Annotated in this window: 14 protein-coding genes; 6 read left to right on the plus strand and 8 right to left on the minus strand. The window is 69.1% G+C overall.

Annotated elements, in window-relative coordinates; all coding sequences use genetic code 11:
• Position 1: 1 nt before the first annotated feature.
• Positions 2-1,510 (plus strand): glucose-6-phosphate dehydrogenase, encoded by a 1,509-nt coding sequence (gene zwf / locus FHU13_RS00360; protein WP_183433882.1) that lies wholly within the window; start codon positions 2-4, stop codon positions 1,508-1,510.
• Positions 1,511-1,609: 99 nt separating this feature from the next.
• Here zwf and leuB read toward each other — a convergent pair whose 3' ends face one another.
• Together leuB and FHU13_RS00370 are read right to left on the minus strand one after the other, a co-directional pair.
• On the minus strand, positions 1,610-2,719 hold the full coding sequence (leuB, locus tag FHU13_RS00365) for a 3-isopropylmalate dehydrogenase (protein ID WP_183433883.1): 1,110 nt from the start codon (positions 2,717-2,719) through the stop codon (positions 1,610-1,612).
• Between the two features lie 80 nt (positions 2,720-2,799).
• Positions 2,800-3,117: a hypothetical protein gene (locus FHU13_RS00370; RefSeq protein ID WP_183433884.1), complete on the minus strand. Its 318-nt coding sequence runs from the start codon at positions 3,115-3,117 to the stop codon at positions 2,800-2,802.
• A 274-nt stretch (positions 3,118-3,391) separates the two neighbouring features.
• Between FHU13_RS00370 and FHU13_RS00375 the strand changes: the two genes are divergently transcribed.
• From FHU13_RS00375 to FHU13_RS00385, 3 genes are all read left to right on the plus strand, one after another.
• Positions 3,392-4,882, plus strand: coding sequence for a hypothetical protein (locus tag FHU13_RS00375; protein WP_183433885.1), 1,491 nt, complete (start codon positions 3,392-3,394; stop codon positions 4,880-4,882).
• Between the two features lie 159 nt (positions 4,883-5,041).
• Complete coding sequence (locus tag FHU13_RS00380) at positions 5,042-6,730, plus strand: thiamine pyrophosphate-binding protein (protein ID WP_183433886.1); 1,689 nt, start codon at positions 5,042-5,044, stop codon at positions 6,728-6,730.
• Positions 6,727-7,173 carry a thiol-disulfide oxidoreductase DCC family protein gene (locus tag FHU13_RS00385; protein WP_183433887.1) on the plus strand — a complete coding sequence of 149 codons (447 nt, stop codon included), beginning with the start codon at positions 6,727-6,729 and terminating at the stop codon, positions 7,171-7,173. The genes FHU13_RS00380 and FHU13_RS00385 overlap by 4 nt, the downstream gene beginning before the upstream one ends.
• A gap of 7 nt (positions 7,174-7,180) precedes the next feature.
• Here the strand turns inward: FHU13_RS00385 and FHU13_RS00390 are convergent, their stop codons facing one another.
• Positions 7,181-8,143, minus strand: a complete 963-nt coding sequence (locus FHU13_RS00390) for a polyprenyl synthetase family protein (RefSeq protein ID WP_183433888.1) — start codon at positions 8,141-8,143, stop codon at positions 7,181-7,183.
• Positions 8,144-8,179: 36 nt separating this feature from the next.
• Here FHU13_RS00390 and mtgA point away from each other — a divergent pair, with 36 nt between their 5' ends.
• The gene (mtgA, locus tag FHU13_RS00395; RefSeq protein WP_183433889.1) at positions 8,180-8,965 is read left to right on the plus strand and encodes a monofunctional biosynthetic peptidoglycan transglycosylase; all 786 of its coding nucleotides are present in this window, start codon (positions 8,180-8,182) and stop codon (positions 8,963-8,965) included.
• 5 nt (positions 8,966-8,970) lie between these two features.
• On the opposite strand, the gene FHU13_RS00400 is transcribed toward mtgA, so the two are convergent.
• Entirely contained in the window at positions 8,971-10,374 is a 1,404-nt protein-coding gene (locus FHU13_RS00400; protein ID WP_183433890.1) for a deoxyribodipyrimidine photo-lyase, read from the minus strand.
• A gap of 546 nt (positions 10,375-10,920) precedes the next feature.
• Positions 10,921-12,042 (minus strand): TRAP transporter substrate-binding protein, encoded by a 1,122-nt coding sequence (locus tag FHU13_RS00405; RefSeq protein WP_183433891.1) that lies wholly within the window; start codon positions 12,040-12,042, stop codon positions 10,921-10,923.
• A gap of 135 nt (positions 12,043-12,177) precedes the next feature.
• On the opposite strand from FHU13_RS00405, the gene FHU13_RS00410 reads away from it, so the two are divergent.
• Positions 12,178-12,753, plus strand: coding sequence for a tyrosine phosphatase family protein (locus FHU13_RS00410; protein ID WP_183433892.1), 576 nt, complete (start codon positions 12,178-12,180; stop codon positions 12,751-12,753).
• A gap of 21 nt (positions 12,754-12,774) precedes the next feature.
• Here FHU13_RS00410 and FHU13_RS00415 read toward each other — a convergent pair whose 3' ends face one another.
• From FHU13_RS00415 to FHU13_RS00425, 3 genes are all read right to left on the minus strand, one after another.
• Positions 12,775-13,899 carry a branched-chain amino acid ABC transporter substrate-binding protein gene (locus FHU13_RS00415; protein WP_183433893.1) on the minus strand — a complete coding sequence of 375 codons (1,125 nt, stop codon included), beginning with the start codon at positions 13,897-13,899 and terminating at the stop codon, positions 12,775-12,777.
• A gap of 247 nt (positions 13,900-14,146) precedes the next feature.
• On the minus strand, positions 14,147-15,319 hold the full coding sequence (locus FHU13_RS00420) for a polysaccharide biosynthesis/export family protein (protein ID WP_183433894.1): 1,173 nt from the start codon (positions 15,317-15,319) through the stop codon (positions 14,147-14,149).
• Positions 15,320-15,522: 203 nt separating this feature from the next.
• Complete coding sequence (locus FHU13_RS00425; protein WP_183433895.1) at positions 15,523-16,989, minus strand: LTA synthase family protein; 1,467 nt, start codon at positions 16,987-16,989, stop codon at positions 15,523-15,525.
• Positions 16,990-16,991: the final 2 nt, after the last annotated feature.

The raw sequence follows: 16,991 nt of genomic DNA on the forward strand, positions 1-16,991 counted from the left end.
CATGTCTGATGCCTGCGTTCACGACAGCCCCGATCCGCCGCAGGCCCCGCCTTGCACCCTCGTGATCTTCGGTGCCGGCGGCGATCTCACGAAGCGCCTCCTGATGCCCGCCCTCTACAATCTCGCGAGCGGTGGGCTGCTCGACCAAAAGTTCTCCATCCTCGGCGTCGATCATAACTCGCTCACCGACGAAGGCTGGCGCGACGACCTGACCGCGACGATGGAATCCTTCACCAAGGACCCGTCCGCCGAGTTCCATGCCGAGCGGATTGATCCGCAGCCCTGGGGCTTTATTCGCGAGCGCCTGCACGTGATTCAGGGCGACTTTGCCGAGGAAGCCACGTTCAAGGATCTCGCCGGGCGCCTCACCGGCAATGTCGTGTTCTACCTTGCGGTCGCCGCCCGCTTCTTCGGGCCCGTGGTAGAAGGGCTGGGCAAGGCCGGCCTGCTCAAGCAGACCGACGGGGCCTTCCGCCGCATCGTCATCGAGAAGCCGTTCGGCGCCGATCTCGCTTCCGCCAAGGCGCTGAACGAGACCATCCTGGCGCAGGGCGACGAGAGCCAGTTCTACCGGATCGACCATTTCCTCGGGAAGGAGACGGTCCAGAGCATCCTGGCGATCCGCTTCGCCAACGCGATGCTGGAGCCGATCTGGCGGCGCGAATACGTCGACTACATCGAGATCACCGCCGCTGAGACGATCGGCGTCGAGGAGCGCGGCCGCTTCTACGAGCCGACGGGCGCGCTGCGTGACATGGTGCCCAACCACCTGTTCCAGCTTCTCACGATGGTGGCGATGGAGCCGCCGGGTGCCTTCGACGCCGAGGCCGTACGCGACGAGAAGACCAAGCTGGTGACGGCGATCCGCCCGGTCACGCCGGAGAACGCGGTGCGCGGCCAGTACGCCGCCGGCCGCGAGGACGGACAGGACGCGGCGGCCTACGGCGACGAGCCGGACGTGGTCGAGGATTCACGGACCGAGACCTACGTCGCCCTCAAGCTCGAGATCGAGAACCCGCGCTGGTCCGGCGTGCCGTTCTACCTGCGCACCGGCAAGCGGCTGGCGGGACGGCGCACGGAAATCGCGATTCACTTCAAGGCGCCGCCTTTCACCCTGTTTCGCGGGGCGGAGGGCCGCGGGCTCGTCCAGAACGTCATGCGCCTGCGGATCGACCCGGAGCCCGGCTCGGCCACGCGCCTGAACGTGAAGCGGCCGGGACCGCAGATGCATCTCGCCGCCATCGAGACCGGCTTCTGCTACGCCGACTTCTTCGACCCGGCGCCCACCGTCGGCTACGAGACGCTCCTCTACGACTGCATGATGGGCGACCCGACCCTGTTCCAGCGCGCCGACACCATCGAGGCGAGCTGGGCCGCCGTCGATCCGCTGATCCAGGCCTGGAAGGATGCGCCGGTGTGCTTCTATCCCGCGGGCAGCCCCGGGCCGAAGGAGGCGGACGAACTTTTGGGCCGGGACGGGCACGTCTGGCTGCCGCTGGGTGAGAAGTAGGGAAACATCTCCGCCGTCATTGCGCGCGTAAGCCAAGCAATCCAGCAGCGCGGCGCTATGGATTGCTTCGGCTTTGCCTCGCGATGACGCGACGAGTCCTCAGCCCGCCTGTATCTCCAGCTCGCGCAGGATCGCGTCGCCCATTTCAGCGGTGCTGATCGGGGTCTGGCTCTCGCCGACGATGTCGCGGGTGCGGGCGCCCGCGGCGAGCGCCCGGGTGATCGCGCCCTCCACGAGGTCGGCTGCCTCGCCGAGGCCGAAGGAGTAGCGCAGGCACATGGCGAGCGAGCCGATCATCGCGATCGGGTTGGCGTAGCCCTTGCCGGCGATGTCGGGGGCCGAGCCGTGGACCGGCTCGTAGAGCGCCTTGCGGGTGCCGCGCGCGTCGGTCGCGCCGAGTGAGGCGGAGGGCAGCATGCCGAGCGAGCCGGTGAGCATCGCCGCGACGTCGGAGAGCACGTCGCCGAACAGATTGTCGGTCACCAGCACGTCGAACTGCTTCGGGCGCCGCACGAGCTGCATGGCGCAGTTGTCGGCCAGCACGTGCTCCAGCTCGACCTCGCTATAGTGCTCGGCATGAACGCGGGTGACAACCTCCTTCCACAGGACGCCGGTCTTCATCACGTTGTTCTTCTCGGCCGAGGCGACCCGGCCGGAGCGCTTGCGCGCGAGATCGAAGGCGACATGGGCGATCCGTTCGATCTCGGCCGTGGTATAGACCTGCGTATCGACCGCCCGCTTCGAGCCGTCTGCAAGCGTGGTGATCTCCTTCGGCTCGCCGAAATAGACGCCGCCGGTGAGCTCGCGCACGATCATGATGTCGAGGCCCTCGACCAGCTCGCGCTTCAGCGCCGAGGCGTCCGCCAGCGCCGGGTAGCAGATCGCCGGGCGTAGGTTGGCGAACAAGCCGAGATCCTTGCGCAGGCGCAGCAGGCCGGCCTCCGGGCGGATGTCGTAGGCGACACCGTTCCATTTCGGTCCGCCGACCGCACCGAGCAGGATCGCGTCGGCCGCGTCGGCGCGGGCGAGCGTCTCGTCGGCGAGTGGCTTGCCGTGGACGTCGATGGCCGCGCCGCCGACGAGATCGCGCTCGGTCTCGAAATCGGCGAGACCCGCGCGCTTGAGGCAGCCGACCAGCTTCTCGACCTCGGCCATCACCTCGGGGCCGATGCCGTCGCCGGGCAGGAGCAGAAGCTTGTAGGTGGTCATGGGGCTGTAATCCGGGCTGATGGCACGCGCCACGTCGCCCGCGCTCTATCGGCGCGGCCCGGCCCCCGCAAGTCCGTCTCTTATCCTGGGCGTTTGGCCGAGCGGAACGGGCGCAGCATCCAGGCCATGCGCCCGACCTCGTCCTCGTCCGGGCGCTTGCCGGAGCGGACGGCCCGCTCGGGCGCGGAGGAGCCGATTTCGTGGACGATCTGCCCGAGCAGGGGCGGGATCTCCTGGCCGTACTCGTCGAGGAGCACGGCGGCGTCCAGCAGGGCCTGGACCTGATCGTCAGGAATCGGACGGCTCATGATCTGCGCGTCGAGCGCCTGATCGGCCAGCAATGTCGCGAGGCGGGAGACCTCCGACAGACCGGCCGGTGCCGAGAGACCGCTGCTCATCGATGGGATGCCCTCTTGATCGAACGGACACACACGATAATCCGTGTTGGTGAGCCAATCCTTTCACCATGTTCGGTTCTCGCGTGTCGAAAACGACCTGATCGTGATGGGGAAGGGCTGCGGAGGTTGCTTCCCGAAAGTGGGCTGGTAGGGCTAAGGTTTCGCCGTGCACAAGCCGCGCCTTTTTCCCTCCTTCGCCGCAGGATGCGGTTCCCTCGAGTCCGAAGCCGGACCTGTTCCACGCGGGGCGGGGGTCTCCGCTCTCGCACTGGCCATGCTCGCGATGCCGGTCATCCCGTCCCAGGCCGGGTCGTCCCGCGGCGGTAACAGCGCTTGCTTCGTCACCGGCGGCGGTGCCCTGGAGATCTGCCGGTCGGCGGACGAGGCCGAGGGCGTCTACGCCCTGCCGCCGCCCTGCCGCTTCGTCCATGACGTGCAGATCCTTCGCCTCAAGGAGGCCGGGCCGCCGGGCCCGCTCCAGGTGATCTACCGGTCCGAGCCCCCTCGCTCGGGCGGTCGCCGCGGCGAGGACGCCTGCCAGTCCGATCTGCGCGCCACGGATCCGACGGCGGGAGGCGCCGTGCGCATCGGCCGGCAGATCGAGACGCTGGCGACGATCCTGCCGCCGACCGATCCGCGCTTCTGGAGCGAGGGGCTCAAGGGGGCCGGCGCGGCGCGGGCCGAACAGCCGCGCCGCCGCAGCCGGGCGAGCCGGCAGGCGCGACGCGAGGCCCGCCGGGCGGCGCGCGAGGCGGGGCAAGGGGACAAGCCGGCGGACAAGATGACCTTCCGTGCCCAGGCGCCCGCGCCGGAGGACGATCCGTCCGGCAACGCGATGATCGTCGCCGGGCGCGATTGGGCGGGCGATCCGTACTACGCCATCCTCGCCACCGCGACGGAGCCGTCGGGAGAGGGGCGCCGCCGGGTCCTGGTGCAGGCCCGGACCTACGACTTCCAGAGCCTCGACCTGCGCGTCGAGGCCGATCCCGGCACCGAGTGGAGGCCGTTCGGGGCGCCTCCCTCGGAGGAGAGGGGGCGTCGGCGCGGGCGCGCACGGCCGGCGGCGGGAAAGCCCGCCCCCGTGCTCGACGACGCCGGCAAACCGATCGTCGGGAACTGCGCCGCGCCGGATTTCGAGGCACGCGGCCTGACCGGTTCGATCAGCGTCATCGATCGCGTCTACCACTACTTCTACACCGACGTGCTGCCCGCCGATTGCGAGGCGCCGCGGAACAAACGGCGGATGGCGCTGTATCTGCGCACGAGCCGCGACCCGCTCGCGGAGCGCACGTGGTCGGCGCCCGTCACGCTGATGGAGAATCTGCCCGCCGAGACCGAGATCCGTGTGGCCAAGGCGCGGGGCATGGACCGTTGGGCCGTGGCCTATTCCTGCTCACGGCCGGTCACCGTCTCCGGCGGACCCGTCGCCGACATCTGCCTGCACTACACCGCCGACCTCTCGCCCGGCAGCATCACCGCGCTGACGCTCTATTCGGAACCCGTCGCCGCCGGCCATTCCACCGCCTATCTCGGCCTGCGCTCCGGGGGCGACGCGCTGGGGCGCTTCACCCGTGACGGCTTCGGCTGGATGACCGACCGCTACGGCAACCTCGACGCACCCGCGATCTACCCCGACAAGGGTGGCTTCCTGACTTGGCTCGATCGCCGGGCGCCCCGGATCGACGGCAGCGACGCCTCCTCGCTCTACGGGCGGCCGGTCTACTGGGCGACCTGGACCGTGCGGCCCCGCCCCACCCAACCCTGAGCCGGTGACGATTTCGGCCCGACGTTCGACAGAAGGATGAGCGGCCCTCGCGCCGGCGTCGATGATGGGAGACCTTGGACGCTCTTCGCTGCCGGACATTGTCCCGGTGCGTGAGACGCGCGGTGAGAGGGGCTCTCGAGGGCGCGAAAGGAGCAGGCCATGACGGTCACGACACTCGACTCCCTGTCTGAGCGGCGCGGTGCCGATGTGCTGCTGGAGGTGCTGCGCTCGGAGGGTGTCCGCTACATCTTCGGCAATCCCGGCACGACCGAGCTGCCGCTGATCGACGCGCTGACGGATGCGCCCGACATCGCCTACGTGCTCGCACTACAGGAGGCGAGCGCCGTCGCCATGGCCGACGGCTACGCGCAGGGTGCGCGCCGGTCGGGCTTCCTCAACCTGCACACGGCGGGCGGTCTCGGCCACGGCATGGGCAACCTGCTCAACGCCCAGATCTCGGGCACGCCGCTGGTGGTCACGGCGGGACAGCAGGATTCGCGGCACGTCATTACCGACCCGCTCCTGTTCGGGGACCTGACCACCATCGCCGCGCCCACCGTGAAGTGGGCGCGCGAGGTGACGAACGCCGACCAGCTTCCGGTGCTGCTGCGCCGCGCCTTTCACGATTGTACGGCGGCGCCTTCGGGGCCGGTCTTCCTGTCGCTGCCGATGGACGTGATGGAAGCGAAGACCGCCGCGCCGCTCGGCGAGATCTCCACCATCGACCACCACGCGGTCGCCGGCTCCCTCGACCGGCTGGCGGACCACCTCGCCGGCATCGTGCCAGGGCGGCTCGCCGTGATCGCCGGCGACGAGGTCGATGCCAGCGACGCTTCGGCTCAGGCTGTGCGGCTCGCCGATCTTCTCGCGGCGCCGGTCTACGGCTCGTCCTGGCCGGCACATATCCCGTTCCCGACCGCCCACCCGCTCTGGATGGGCAATCTGCCGACCAAGGCGAGCGGCATCGCTGAGATTCTGGGCCGCTACGATGCGGTCTTCGCGCTCGGCGGCAAGTCGCTCATCACCGTGCTCTACACCGAGGGCTCGGCGGTGCCGCCGGGTACGCAGGTGTTCCAGCTCTCGGCGGATGCGCGCGACCTCGGCCGCACCTACGCGACGCAGCTCTCAACGGTGGGCAATGTGCGCGCCTCCCTCGACGTGCTGCTACCGCTGCTCGAGGCGCGCCTCGCGCCCCGCGCCGACATCTATGCCCACTTGCGGAGCGAAGCTGTCGCGGCCAACGACGCGCGCCGGGCCGCGCTTGAGGCCAAGGCGGATGCCGCCTTCGCCGATCCTGTCATCCACCCCCTCGTCGCCGCCCGCGAGATCGCCCGCGCCGTCGGCTCCGATATCGCCATCATCGACGAGGCGCCGGCGACGCTCGGGCATCTGCGCACGATCCTGCACAGCACCTGGACGCGGCAGTACTCCTCGATCCGCGGCGGTGTGCTCGGCTGGGGCATGCCGGCCTCGGTCGGCTTCTCGCTCGGGCTCGACCGGGCGCCGGTTGTCTGCATCGTCGGCGACGGGGCGGCGATGTATTCGCCCCAGGCGCTCTGGACCGCCGCGCACGAGCGGCTGCCGGTGACCTTCGTGGTCATCAACAACGCCGAGTACAACATCCTGAAACAGTTCATGAAATCGCAGACGCACTACGCCTCAGTGCGGGCGAACCGCTTCATCGCCATGGACCTCACCGAGCCGCGCATCGACTTCCTGGCGCTCGCGGCCTCAATGGGCGTGCCCTCGCGGCGGATCGAGCGGGCCGGAGATATCGCCGGGGCTGTCGAAGCAGGCATCCGTTCAGGTCAGCCGAACCTCGTGGAAGTGGTCGTCAGCGCCTCGTGACGGCCTCCCCGCCACGGACGCCGCCGATTCTCGTCTTCGATACGGATTGCGTCCTCTGCGCAGGGTCGGTGCGCTTCGTGCTCGCGCACGAGCGCGACGATCGCCTGCACTTCATGGGAGCGTGGTCGTCGGAGGGGATCGATCTCGCCGCTGTACACGGCTTCAGCGCGGAGGACCTGAACGGCACCTTCCTGCTGGTCGAGAACGGGCGGGTGCTGACGCGTTCGGATGCCGCTCTCGGAGTCACACGGCATCTCCGGGCACCCTGGCGCTGGCTCCGGGTGCTCAAGTTCGTCCCAAAGCCACTGCGCGACCGCGCCTACGGCCTCGTCGCGCGCTATCGCTATCGTTGGTTCGGCCGCCGCGAGGATTGCGCTCGCGTGCCGCCGGGGCAGCGGCACCGCTTCCACGGTGTGCGGCCGGAGGACCCGCCGCACCCCTAGCCGAAAATCACGCCTTGCGCGCCACCGTGAAGCGGGCGGCATCCTTGAGCACCTGGGCCCGCTCGCCCCAGGGAGCCACGGCCTCTTCGCACAGAGCGACAAGCCGATCGCACTCGGCACGCGCGCCGTCGAGGCCGAGGCGGTCGACGAGCGTCGCCTTGCCGGCGTCCTTATCCTTGCCGGTGGCCTTGCCCATCGCTTCCGGTGAGGCTTCGCGGTCCAAGATGTCGTCGGCGACCTGGAAGGCTTGGCCCAGCGCCTTGCCGTAGCGCAGCAGTGCGGCCCGCTCGTCCACGTTCGCACCGCCGACCAGGGCGCCGGCCTCGACGGAGAAGGCGAGGATCGCGCCGGTCTTCATCGCCTGCATCCGCAGGGTGTCGTCGATGTCCATGTTGGCCGGGCCGAAGCGCCCCTCGGCCGAGAGATCGAGGAGCTGGCCGCCGACCATTCCGCCGAGCCCGGAGGCGCGGGCGAGGCCGAGCACCAGTTCGGCGCGGATCGCCGGATCGGGCTGCCAGCGCGGGTCGGCGGTGACTTCGAAGGCCAGCGTCTGGAGCGCGTCGCCAACGAGGATCGCGGTCGCCTCATCGTAGGCCTTATGCACGGTCGGCTTGCCGCGACGCAGGTCGTCGTCGTCCATGGCCGGCAGGTCGTCGTGGACGAGGCTGTAGCAGTGGACGAGTTCGACGCCCGCGCCCGCTGCGAGCGCGGCCTCCTCGGCCCCGCCGAGCATCCGCGCGGTCTCGATGGCGAGGAAGGGCCGCAGCCGCTTGCCGCCGCCGAGTACCGCGTGGCGCATCGCCTCCATCAGCCGGGGCGGCCGAGCGATCTCGCCCGTCTGCAGGGTCGGACCGAGCAGATCGACGAGGAAGGTCTCGACGGTGTCGGCGACCTGAGCGAGCCTGTGGGTAAAGTCACCCGTATAGGCGTCCGCCTTGACCGAGGGGTGGGAAGCCTGCGTTGAGGTCATCGGAACTGGCCTGGATCAGGGAGGGGCGGACGCAAGGTGGCGGTGCCGGAGGAGAGCGAGGCGGAACGGCACGGGCGCGACCTGCGAAGGATTCCGTCGTCGAGGCCTCTCGCGAGGACTGCCGCTCCGAGGAATCCCGCGCCGAGGCGTCGAACCGGGCTGCGGCGCGCCGCCACCCTGATCACCCTCGCTCCCATTGCCATTCTTGCCTTCACGCTCACGCTCGCGCTCGTCTATAGCGTGGCGACCCCGCCCTCAACCCTGATGCTTGGCCGATGGGTGACGCTCCAGGGAGTAGAGCAGGACAGCGTGCCCCTGGATGCGATCGCCCCGGCCCTGGTCCAGGCGGTGATCGCCTCGGAGGATCAGCGCTTCTGCCTGCATAACGGCGTCGACTGGGGGGCGCTGCGCGACGTCGTGGACGACGAGGAGGGCCCGAGCCGGGGTGCCTCGACCATCACCATGCAGACGGTCAAGAACGTCTTCCTCTGGCCGGGCCGCTCGTACATCCGCAAGGGCCTGGAGATCCCGCTCGCGGTGATGGCCGACGCGGTCTGGGGCAAGCGCCGGACGATGGAGATCTATCTCAACGTCGCCGAGTGGGGGGAGGGGATTTTTGGCGCCGAGGCCGCCGCCCGTCACTGGTTCCGCAAGAGCGCGCGCGATCTGAGCCGGGGCGAGTCTGCACTGCTTGCCGCCGTCCTGCCGAACCCGATCCTGCGCAGCGCCGGCAAGCCGACCCGCGGCGTGCGGGCGATCGCCGGGCGCATCCAGAGCCGCATGGGTCAGGTCGATGGATTGATGGGGTGTTTGAAGCGCTGATCTGTTCAGCCCTTCTCGGCCTCGCACAGCCGCGTCACCGCCCGCTCGTAGCCCTTCGCATCGAACTTCCTCAGCGAGTTCTCGCTCTGATAGCGCACGCTCCCGAAGATCGGGCGGGTCTGCCATGGGCGGTCGTGCAGCCCGAAGATCCAGGCGACGTTGGTGAAGGAGTTCGCGTCACGCCCGTCGAGGAAGTAGCGGTTGTTGAGCCGCAACGTCCGGGCGAACGCCTCTTCCGGCGAGGGCGACCATTCGAGGATCTTCTTGCCCCAGTACATGCGCAGCTGGTTATGCATGTAGCCGGTCTCGCGCATCTCGCGCATGGCGACGTTCCAGTAATGGTCGTGGGTCTCCCCCTCGGCCAACTCCTCCTCGGAGTAGAGGTTCGGGCGCGGATCGTCGGCGTGCTCGGCGAGCGTCTTGCGCGCCCATTCCGGGACGGCGCGGGCGTAGTCGTCGTAGCCCTGCCTGTGGAACACATGGTTCATCGCCAGCCCGCGCCGGACGATGAGTTCCTCGAGATAGGCCGAGCGGTCATCGCGGTCGGCGTCCTTGGCCACCCGGATCGCCAGCGCGATCTCGACCGGCGAGATGTGCCCGAAATGCAGGTAGGGACTCATATGTGAGGCCGCTCCCGCTTCCGGCTTGTTGCGGCCGGCACCGTATCCGGCGAACGCGTTCTCTAGAAAGAGCTCCAGATGTCCGGCAGCCTCGGTGTAGCCGCCGCGGAAGCGTTTCACCGGGCCGACCGTGGTGTCGAGTGTCAGCTTCGCGAGCAGCTTGTCCGGGTCCGAGACGTCGAGGCCGACGTTGAGCTTCAGCCTCTTGGTCAGTCCCTCGGCGGGATTCTCGACCGTACGCGGCGCCAGCGGCTCAAGATAACCGTCCCAGAGCTTCTGGAGCTTCGGGCGCAGGGTGCGGGCAGCGTATTCATGCTTGGTCGAGGCGGTCTCAAGCGGCACCACCACGTCGCCCTCGACCTGGACAATCCGGCACTTCGCCGCCCGTCCGATCTCATCGTACCAGCGCTTCTGGATCGCGAGGTAGCCGCGGTCGAGCACCAGCAGCGCGGCTCGTTCCGAGAGATCGATGGCGACCTCGGCAGGCGTCGCCCGCTGCACGAGGAAGGCGATGCCGCGCCTGCTTAGGGCGGCGGCCACATCGGCGAGCCCCTGCAACAGGAAGGCGTAATGCCGGGCGTTGGCCTCGGGGAAACCGTTGGCGCCGTCGAGCAGGCCGAAGCAGACGAGAAGCGGGAGTTTGAGGCGGTTGGCCTCCTCGATCGCCCCTTCCAGCGCCGGATTGAACGGGACGCGCATGGCCTGCTGCATCAGGTACAGGACGTAATCGGCGCCATCCCGCGGTGGCACGTCGTTCAGCACCCGGATACGGGCCGGTTGGATCGCCATCGCTCGAAATCGCTCCCGTCTCGGCTCGTCTCGCCTGACCTCACCGAGGCTGCCGGCCGTCTCGGCCGATTCGACCTCGGCAGCGGGATTTGGGATTCGCCCTTCGGTTCAGCGGGGCGGACGGCCCGTCGCGGCAGGGAATGCGCCAAGGCCGCAAACGTTGCATCGTCATCGAGCCGCAGCGGTCCGGCAATCCGTGGCGGTGCGGCTGGCGGTTCTGAAATCGTGAACCGCTTCAATGATCTGGCTCACCACGAAAGCAGGTCGCGCGCGTTCGTCTACTGCGACGGTCGCCGCGATGATTGCATTGGGGTCACGAGAGAACCTGCGGCATTCGAGTGACAGGCTCTGTACAACGTGTGCCTCCGCACCCGCAAACGCGATCATTGCCGGCCAAGCGACTTGCAAAATTCCGGGCGAAGATCATTTTGTGCATTGCGGGAACGCGGACGGCGTCCGCCTCCCGCTGCCCTCCTTGGGCGTTTCCTCCCTAGACTTCGGGCCGCTCTCACGAGCGGCTTTTTTTTGCCCCGACGTTGCGTGCGGTCATCCGCGCGCGCGGGCGCGGATCATGAAGTTGTCGTAGGTGTACTCGGCCACCTGGAACCAGAGGTACTCCTCGTTCCGGAAGGTCTTCATCGCGTCGTAGATCCGCTTGAAGTCCGGGGTCTTGGCAGAGAGGTCGGCGTAGACCTCGTTCGACGCCTTGAGCGCCGCCTCCATCACGTCCTGCGGAAAGGGACGGAGCTGCGCCCCGCCCGAGACGAGCCGGCGCAGGGCCTGCGGATTGCGGGCGTCGTAGCGGGCCTGGACGTCGGCATTCACCTGGGCTGCTGCTGCCTGCAGGATCGCGCGGTAGGTCTTCGGCAGACCCTTCCAAGCCTCGGCGTTGATCCAGAAATGCAGGAGGGCGCCCCCCTCCCAGAAGCCGGGATAATGGTAGATCGGCGCGACCTTCTGGAGGCCGAGCTTCTCGTCGTCGTGCGGGCCGATCCACTCGGCCGCGTCGAGTGCCTTGCTCTCCAGCGCGGCGTAGATCTCCGGTCCCGGCGTCGCCTGCACCGCCGCGCCGAGCTTGGCCAGCACCGTGGCGCCGAGCCCGCCAACCCGCAGCTTGAGCCCCTGGAGGTCGCCGACCGTCTTGATCTCCTTGCGGAACCAGCCGCCCATCTGCGCTCCGGTATTGCCGCCGGGCAAAGCCACCAATCCGTTCTTGGAAAAGATCTCGGCGAACAGCTCGGCCGCACCGCCCTGGAGCCACCACGCGTTCTGGCCGCGCGCGTTGAGCCCGAACGGCATCGCCGTGGCCAGCGCGAAGGCGGGGTTCTTGGCCATGCCGAAGCTGGCCGGCGCATGCCCCATCTCGGCCTTGCCGCTCCCGACCGCGTCGAGCAGCCCATCGGCGGGGATCGCTTCACCGGCGGCCGAGACCTGGATCTGGAAGCGCCCGTCGGTCGCCTCCGCCACCGCCTTCGCGAGGCTCTCGGAGGCGCCGAACAGAATGTCGAGACTGCGCGCATAGGCCGAGTTCAGGCGCCAGCGCAGTTCGGGCGCGGATTGCTGGGCCAGGGCCGGGCTCGCCAGCGTTCCGGCGGCACTCAGTCCGGCGCCGAGTCCGGCCGTCAGCAAGGCGCGGCGCTGCAGGGGCTTTTGCAGGGGTTTTGGCATGAATCTCCCGGCTCGTCCCGATAGGCTCGATTGCCCGCCCGCGGGCCGACCGTTGCCTTACACGTGAAGAGCGCCATCCGGAAACGGGGTCGTGCCCCGTCGCCTCCGGCGTCGCGGCGTGATAGCAGGCTCGGCGTGAATACCGAGAAACTCAGCCTCCACACCGTCTGCGGTCTCGACGAGCTCGTCGAGCATCAGGCCCGCGGCGTCAGCCACGTCCTGTCGATCCTCGATCCCGACCGGGCGGATCCGGAGGCGTTCGGCTCCTATGGCACCCATCGGCGCACGGTCCTGCGCTTTCATGACGCCATCGAGCCCGGGCCGGGCGTCGTCCTGCCGGAACGTGGGGATATCGAAAGAATCCTGGCCTTCGGCCGCGATGCGATCGCCGACGGCGGGGAGATCCACATCCTCGTTCACTGTCATGTCGGCATCTCGCGCTCGACCGCGGCGCTGGCGACCCTGTTCGCCGAGGCCGAGCCCGATACCTCGGCCGACGACCTCATCGCCCGCCTCCACGCCCAGCGAGAGAAGGCTTGGCCGAACGCGCGCATGGTCGCGTTTGCCGACGAGATGCTCGGACGCCAGGGAACCCTCAGCGAGGCGGTGCGCCGTCTGCACGCGCTGCAACTGCGCAAGCGTCCGCATCTCGATCAGGTAATGCGCGACCTCGGCCGCGGCGCGGAGGTGGACGCGGCCTTACGCGACTGACGGTGCCGGTTCGCTCCGGCGTCAGTTCGATTTGGCCGGCGTGAAATTGCCGTCGCGCCAGACATAGAGCACGTAGCCCTGGGCGGTGATGTCGCCCTTGGCATCGAAGCCGACGGAGCCGAGCACGAGGTCGAAGCGCTCGCTGTGCAGGGCTTTGGCGATCGGCGCGGGCTCTGTCGTGTGAGCGAAGTTGCCGGCTTCCACGAGCGCCTGGAGCGCGGCGTAGCCGTAAATCATCGAGCCGTCCGCCTCGATCCCCTGCGCCTTGAAGGCGGCGACCACCCCTTGTGCCTCGGGCTTTCGACTCGGGTCGAGGTAGAAGGTCATCAGCACGCCGTTGCTGGCCGGTCCGGCGATCTTGGCGAAGTCTGGCGTGGCAATGGCCGACGTTCCGAACCATTGCGGACGAAAACCCCGCTCGGCCGAGATGCGGACCAGCCGGCCCATCTCCTGGGCGTCGCCGCCGTAATAGACCACGTCGATGCCTGCCCCCTTCAGCCGGTCGGCGAGCGCGGCATCGTCGGCATCGGTCGGCTGGAAGGCCGTGGCCAGAGCCTCGTTGACGCCGATGCGGTTGAGGTTGTCCTTGGTCGCCGCCGCGAGGGTGCGCGAGGCCGGCGAGAGGTCGCTGAGGATGGCGATCTTCCGGTCGCGGAACCGCTCGGCGAGGATCGCGGCGGAGAGCTTCGCTTGGTCGTCGTCACGGCCGCAGACCCGGAAGATCGTGGGCAGGCCGCGGTCGGTCAGCTTGGCGGCGACGGAGGCCGCCGTGATCATCACGATTCCGTTGGCGGCGTAGACATCCGACGCTGCGAGCGACGCATTGGAGCAGACGTGCCCCACGACGAGCCGCACGCCCGAGTTCACGTAATGGTTGGCGACCGCCACTGCCTGATTCGAGTCGCAGGAATCGTCCTGCACGTCGAGCACGATGGTCTCGCCGTTCATCCCGCCCTTGGCGTTGGCGTCCTTGGCCGCCGCCTCGACGCCGCGCAGAACCTGCTCGCCGACGACGACGTACGGGCCAGTGCGCGGCACCGCGACGCCGACCTTCACCTCCGCCGCTGCCGGAAGGGCCGAGACGAGCAACCCGGTCAGCAGGGCGAGGCAGGCCGCACCGAGGGCGAGGGGGCGTCGGACCGTCATGGCGCCTCTTTCCCAGGCCGCTGCCCCGTTGCCAAGGTCTGCCGGTCCGGACCGTTGTCATCTGTCAGGACCACCGTCCTGCGTCGGCTCCCTTTTCGGGACCGGCACAGCCGCGCATCCGACATCACATTCAATGCATGGAATGACGCGGGCTGGGCCTTTGGCAAGTCGGCATCTCGATGAAACAGGTCAGACTTTCGCAGAGGAGAGCACACCGCGCCTGCACCTGCGTTCCCGGACAAGGATCCTATCGTGTGACGGTGTAGAGCGAGGCACCTGCCGCGACCGGCGCCGTCACGGTCGAGAACACGCCGAGCACCTTGCCCAGCTCCGCGAAGGGCGAATTCGACACGTAGACGAGGTCGCGGTTGCGCATGCGGAAGCTCTGCGTCAGGAACAGCCCTTGCGCGTCGCGCAGGTTCACCCGGTACACCACCGGCACCTGCGGCGATGCCAGGAGCGGCGAGTTCGGCCGCAGCCGCCGCACCACCGCCGCCGGCTCGTAGCGGAAGATGAACACGCCTTCCGGATCGGCCTGGAAGTCGCGCAGACCCGCGGCGCGGGCCAGCGCCTGCGACAGTGTCAGCCCATCGGCCGAGAAGGGCACCTCCGTCGTGGAGCCGAGCGCGCCCACCGATAGGAAGGTCTGCGGGTCGCGCACCAGCGTCAGCGTGTCGTCGGGGCGCACGAAGATGTTCTCGCGCGGATTGGCGACGACTGTGCTCATCGGCACGGTGACGGTGCGGTTGCCGCGTGACAGCCGCACGAAGGTCTCGGCCACCGGCGTGCGCACGCCGCCGGCCTGGGCGATGACGTCGAGCAGGCGGTCGCCGCGGCCCGACAGCGGCACGCGCTTACCTGTGGCCGCCTCGCCGGTGACGGTGACCGATTGCGAGACCGGCTTGGTGACGGAGACGAGCACCTGTGGCTGGATCGCCTTGCCGGCGAGTTCGGTCTCGATCAGCGCCTGCACATCCTGGGTGCGGCGACCGACGACCTTGATGCGGCCGGCGTAAGGGACGGTGATGCCGCCATCGGGGCCGACCACCTGCTCGGGGATCGTGGCGGACTTGGAGCCGGCGGAGAAGCGGTCGGCGACCAGCGGACCGGAGAACAGGCCGCCGGAGCCGGCTTCCCAAACCTGGACCGCCACCGAGTCGCCGATGCCGATCACGGGCTCGACCGAGGGGCGATGGTCGCCGAAGGTGACGAGGAGGCTGTCGAGGGGGCGGGTTCGCAGGGCCTCGACGATGGCGGGGGTGACGTCGATGATCTCGTAGCGGGCGAACAGGCCCTCGGCGGTGGCGACGTCGGCGCCGTTCTCGATCGCCGAGGTGGTCGGCCCCGCGGCCGGCAGGATCGAGCACCCCGGCAGGGTGAGGGAGGCAGCGAGGATCGCCAGGGCCGCAGCGCACTTCATGGGAGATTCCATCCGGGCGGGGACGGATCGCGTATTCACGTCCGTCCCCTTCCCGATAGCTGCGCAATCACTGCGATCCATTGAACACGGGCCCCGGCCTAACTCTTGGGTGACGCGTACGATGCGCCGATGGCCGGCGAGGGCTCACGCAGCAATGCGTCACCACCGTGGCACGGCCACGCTTATCCCCTCAATCCTGCTTGTTAGGGAACGAGGGCGTCCCGCAGGACACAGCCGAGCTGCGCCGCGGTGAGATCGATCCGAACGGGTGACGGGTCGTCGCCGCGGCCGAACCGGAACAAGGCGTAGTCGGTCGCGACGGGCCCGGACGGAGGGGGGCGGCATTCCGGCAGAGAGGGTGCGTGGTCGCCGAACACGCAGAGCGTCGCCCGGCGCCCGGCGAGCCCATCGATCAGCCGCTCCACCGCCTGACCGGTATGGGCGACGTGGTGGAAATACTGCGCCAGGGGTTCATCGATTCCGGCGAGCCGGCCCCTCTTCCAGGGGCCGTGGTTCTCCATGGTGACGGAGAAGACGAAGCTGCGACCCGCGGGTGCGTGATCCGCGGCCGGCGCAACCTCCGCCAGAATGCGCTCGGCGACCGCGACATCGGCAATGTAGGGGCCGACGCGAGGTGCACCGGAGAAATCCTCTTCCATGACGAGGCGGTCGAAGCCGAGTCTCTGAAACACCCGCGCCCGGTCGAAGAAATCGCGGTGGAACGGATGCACGAACACCGTCGCGAAGCCGCCGGCGCGGGCGAGGCGGGCGAGGCTGGTCGGTTCCTCGCCCTTACGGGCCAGGTAGGGATCGTAGCGGCCGAAGCCGAGATGGTCGGGGTCTAGGCCGGTGAGCACGGCGTGCTCGGAGCGCATGGTGTAGGCGCCGTGCGCGGGGACCGTGAGGCGACCGTACTGCGCCGCCTGCGCCCGGATCCGCGTCATCAGCGGCAGATCCGGCCCCCCGAGGCGGGCCGGATCGAGGAAGGATTCGAGCTGGACGACCACGACGACTTCGTCGTCGGGGTTGCCTCCGGCCCTCGCCGGCACCGGCCGCGCATCCGCCTCGCCGAGGCGGCGCAGCGCGTAGCCCATCATGGTCGCGGCGAGCCCGTAGCGCACGACGTCGCGGGTGAGGTCGGGACGCGGGAAGAGGCGGCGCAGCGCCGCTCGGCCGGGTGGGCTCAGTCCCGCGAGCACGAGAGCCGCCAGCCCAGCCGGCAGGCCGAGGATCGCCAGTGCGGACGCTCCCGCCGCCTCCGGCAGAGCCGCCGGTTCAAAGATGTACCAGGCGACGACCATGACGAGGCCGAGCAGCAGAGGTCCGGCGATCCGGAGGTCGGTGAGTGGCAGGGTGTAGTAGAGCTGCGGGTGGCGCGGCACCTGGGCGAGCAGGGCGAGGTCGCTGAACACCACCGGCTCGCCGATCACCTGACGCTTCAACCTGTCCACCACCGAGAGGATGGCGAGCGTCAGCAGGCACGACGAAGCGGCGAGCCAGGGTCGCCACGAGAACTGGAACCAGAACAGCGTGATGAGGGCATAGCCGACGGCACGGATCGCCAGATCGGCCGGACGGAGGCTCGGGCGCTGCGGTGAGGCCGCCGCTTCGATGGCGAAGGCGCCGACAAGCGAGACTGCCAGCGGCACGAGAGTGGTCGTGAGGCTCATGC

It is taken from the genome of Methylobacterium sp. R2-1, from assembly GCF_014191355.1.
In the GTDB taxonomy this organism is placed as follows: Bacteria; Pseudomonadota; Alphaproteobacteria; order Rhizobiales; family Beijerinckiaceae; genus Methylobacterium.